4 protein-coding genes are annotated in these 3,797 nt (G+C 38.2%); 2 read left to right on the top strand and 2 right to left on the bottom strand.

The features are described from left to right. On the bottom strand, positions 1 to 373 hold a 373-nt coding region (locus AC1DPQ_RS20880), incomplete at its 3' end, for an ATP-binding protein (RefSeq protein WP_477610749.1). A gap of 741 nt (positions 374 to 1,114) precedes the next feature. Here AC1DPQ_RS20880 and AC1DPQ_RS20875 point away from each other — a divergent pair. Together AC1DPQ_RS20875 and AC1DPQ_RS20870 are read left to right on the top strand one after the other, a co-directional pair. Next, on the top strand, positions 1,115 to 1,714 hold the full coding sequence (locus tag AC1DPQ_RS20875; protein WP_477585032.1) for an OmpH/Skp family outer membrane protein: 600 nt from the start codon (positions 1,115 to 1,117) through the stop codon (positions 1,712 to 1,714). A gap of 83 nt (positions 1,715 to 1,797) precedes the next feature. After that, a complete protein-coding gene (locus AC1DPQ_RS20870; RefSeq protein WP_215129351.1) occupies positions 1,798 to 2,274 on the top strand; it encodes a nucleoside deaminase in 477 nt (158 codons plus the stop codon). Positions 2,275 to 2,324: 50 nt separating this feature from the next. Here the strand turns inward: AC1DPQ_RS20870 and AC1DPQ_RS20865 are convergent. Next, on the bottom strand, positions 2,325 to 3,797 hold a 1,473-nt coding region (locus AC1DPQ_RS20865), incomplete at its 5' end, for a TlpA family protein disulfide reductase (RefSeq protein ID WP_477610748.1).

Genomic DNA, 3,797 nt, shown 5'->3' with positions numbered 1-3,797 from the left:
CCCCCACACCGTGTAAACCTCCAGATACTTTGTAGGTATCTTTATCAAATTTACCACCTGCGTGTAAAACCGTCATTACGATTTCAAGCGCTGATTTATTTTCTTTTGTATTGATCCCGGTTGGAATACCACGACCGTTATCTTCAACCCTGATGGAGTTACCCTCTAAAATTCTAACGTCGATTGTATCAGCATGACCGGCCAAAGCCTCATCAATTGAGTTATCTACAACCTCGTAAACCAAATGGTGTAAACCTTTTACACCAGTATCACCTATATACATTGAAGGGCGCTTACGCACCGCTTCTAAACCTTCTAAAACCTGTATATTATCTGCCGAATAATTTGACTTTAAATCCTGTTCTTCGCTCATATTTTAATTAAAAACAATAAGTATCAAAAATACGGAAATTTTGGCATTTAAACTAATATGTGGATAAATTTTGAGCTGTTAAGAGATTACAGTTAAAGCGATTAAAACAGGTTTAAATCAGGTTTTGGAAAGCAAAACCAGCATTCCAATCCATGCCTCTTCCTGCTTTCCATTATAAGACCCGCAGAAGAAGCGGGAGCATTCCATTTCAATAGGGTTTAGGTGGCCACAACCTGCAAATATTGTAGGATTATCGCACCAGCCCGCCAAACGTTCCGACGGAACGAAAACGCCAATTATTCAATTGGCTACCTACGAAACGTCCCTAAGGGGACGCTAAAGATTAAGATTTCTAAATCGCAACCCGTTCCAGAGGAACGCCTCATGGGTAGAAAAAAAATGAAACGTTTTTTCGTTCCGTAGGAACGTTTCGTATTTGAAATTTGCTATTGCCACCCTGCAACCCCAAATGGCGTTACTAGCCGTGCCACCTAAACCCGATGGCAGCGGGCATGAAATAAAGCGGACAGCGGGACGAACAACGATTTGAAATACTGACCTTGCTTTTCAAATCACCACTTATCATATTGCGCGGTTAGTGGTAGGCGCTTAGCGTTTAGTAAATTAAACGCTTTACGCACTACGCCAAACTCAAAATCTCTCTTGTGTTGCGACAGACTTTTCTTTAAATTGGATATAAAAACTAATTTATATAAGTTTGCTAAAATTTATTAAACAAGAATGGAAAGAAGAACCTTTAAAACCTTTGGTTTACTTGCAACAGCAACTTTGATAACTGCTTTCTCTGCATGCCAGAACAAAGACACTAAAACTACTGAAACTAAAAAAACAGAGGGTACTACTGCAGCGGTTTCTCAAGCTGAGAAAATTGTGTATGTAAACTCCGACTCGTTACTTACAAAATATGAATACTTCAAAGACCTAAAAGTGAAATTTGAAGGTAAGACCAAAAATGCTCAGGCAGACATGCAAGCTAAAGGTCAGGCTTTTCAAAGAGAAGTTGCACAATACCAGCAATCGGCACAAACTTTATCTGCCGATCAACGTAAAAGCACTGAAGAGCGTTTAGCACGTAAACAACAAGAACTACAAACTTACCAACAAAATGCTGGTGGTGCTTTACAGAATGAGCAAGCTGCTGAGAATGAAAAACTTTATGATAAAGTGGCTGATTACTTAAAAGGTTACGCTAAAGAAAAAGGTTATAAAATGGTTTTAACTTACTCAAAAGGTAACAGCGCTATTTTATTTGCCGACGAAAGTTTAGATGTTACTTCAGAAGTAATTAAAGGCTTAAACGCAGAATACAGCAAAAAATAAGCGAATAGCCATTAAAATATAAATGCCTCGTATAAAATCGGGGCATTTTTTTTGTGCTGTTTTTTATAAAAGATCAAATTAATATGGACAATCAACATCAGGAATATATGCGGATGGCAATCGAGTTATCCGTACAAAATGTAAGCGAAAGCATTGGTGGGCCTTTTGGAGCTGTAGTGGTAAAAGATGGGAGGTTGATTGCTAAATCGGCAAATAAGGTAACCTCTACCAACGATCCAACTGCGCATGCAGAGGTTTCGGCAATCAGGCTGGCCTGTACAGAATTAAACACTTTCGATTTAAGTGGCTGTGTAATTTATACCAGTTGTGAACCTTGCCCCATGTGTTTAGGCGCCATTTATTGGGCAAGAATTGATACGATTTATTATGCAAATACCAAGGCTGATGCCGAACACATTGGCTTTAGTGATAAATTTATCTACGAAGAGCTAGACAAGCCGATGGAAAACAGAAGCCTGCCGGTTATCCAACTGATGCGCGATGAAGCCCTGGCAGCTTTTAAGCTATGGGAAACCTCACCAATGAGGATAGAATACTAAAACAGGAAAGGTGCCGATAATCAGCACCTTTCCTGTTTGGAAATCATTGTTTATTTGCTCGATTCTTTTCCTGCCAGCAAGCCGATCATCGAGTCTATTTCTTTCACCACACCATCATCAGAGCCAGAAAAACCTACTGCTTTAAACCTGATATTACCATCCCCATCAATCACAAATTTGGTTGGGATTCCATCAACTTTATAGGCGCTTACCACATCAAATTCGGAAGGGTCTTTTACGTTTTTGGTATCGTACAGCACATTAAAATTGTATTTTTTTGCAGTAATAAAATCAGTTACCAATTTTTCTCTATTCTCTTCTGTTTGCCAGGTATTTACAAACAGGAATACCACATTTGGATTACTGGCATATTTGTTTAAGGCTTTTTGCATGCCTGGGAAAGAAGACACGCAAGGTCCACACCAGGTTGCCCAATAATCTAAAATTACAATCTTTCCCTTCAAACTGGCTAGACTTACGGTTTCGCCTTTAAGATTTGTTAATGAAAACGCAGGGGCTGGAATATTAATCATTTTTTTTATCCATTCTGCGCGCTCTTTTTCTAAGGCTGCTTTTTCTAAATTGGCCAGGTAAGTTTCATAAGTTCCATCTTTCTTTAGTTTAGTATAAAGCACTTTAAATTCGTTCTTTAACGAATCATTGCCTTTACCCTCTTTAATTAATTTTTCGGCCTCAGTATAAGCTTTATCATCCTGGCCATCCTTAATTAAATAAGTTACATAACGGGACGATACATCGGGCGGAACTGTCGCATATAAAGGAATGGCTTTCTCTTGCATAGCTAAAGCCTCTTTAAATTTTCCCTGATGATATAACAACAGTCCATAAGTATCAGCATACATACCATAAGCGCCGTCTAAATATTTGAGGTATTCTTCTTTAGTGTTGTAATATTTTGGCATCTCATCATTTCTTGATGCTTCTATCAGTTCGAGCGATTGTTTTGAAAGCTGAACAGCAAGCTCGATATTCTCTTTTTTCTCAGCAGACGGCCAGGCAAAACTATTGTTATACAAACTTGCCCTGGTCATTTTATCGGTGACCTTCTTGGCGTAATCCTGAAATTTCTCCAGATCTTTAGCTTTTATAGCGCTGTTAGCCAACATACTATAAATTGAGTTCAATCTACCTGCATCTACTGTTTTACCTGGATCAAGTTTAAAGGCGGCAATCATTTCTTCGGCCTTTTGTATTTGTGTGGCAAAATCTTTTGTACCATAAAGTGAATTCATACCATCATTCCAGGCGTAATTTCCTGTAGGGTATTTTTTAATTATGATGGCTTTAACAGAATCTGCCTGAGTTTTTTTCTTTAATAGTGAGTAAAGGCTTAAAGCTGTACCTAAATCTTCTTCTTTTGGTTCTTTTAGTTTCGATAACGCAGAAATATTCTCATTGATTAGTTTCGTTCCTTTATCCTTATCTGCTTTGTACTCTAGCGACAGGTATTGGTTTAGATTTTTCTTTTTCAGCTCGGGTTTTAAAGCAAAAGCTTGTTTATA

It is taken from the genome of Pedobacter sp. 01T416_2 (assembly GCF_056398925.1).
The sequence above is the reverse complement of the archived record's forward strand: the minus strand, read 5'-3'. Positions and strand labels throughout refer to the sequence as shown.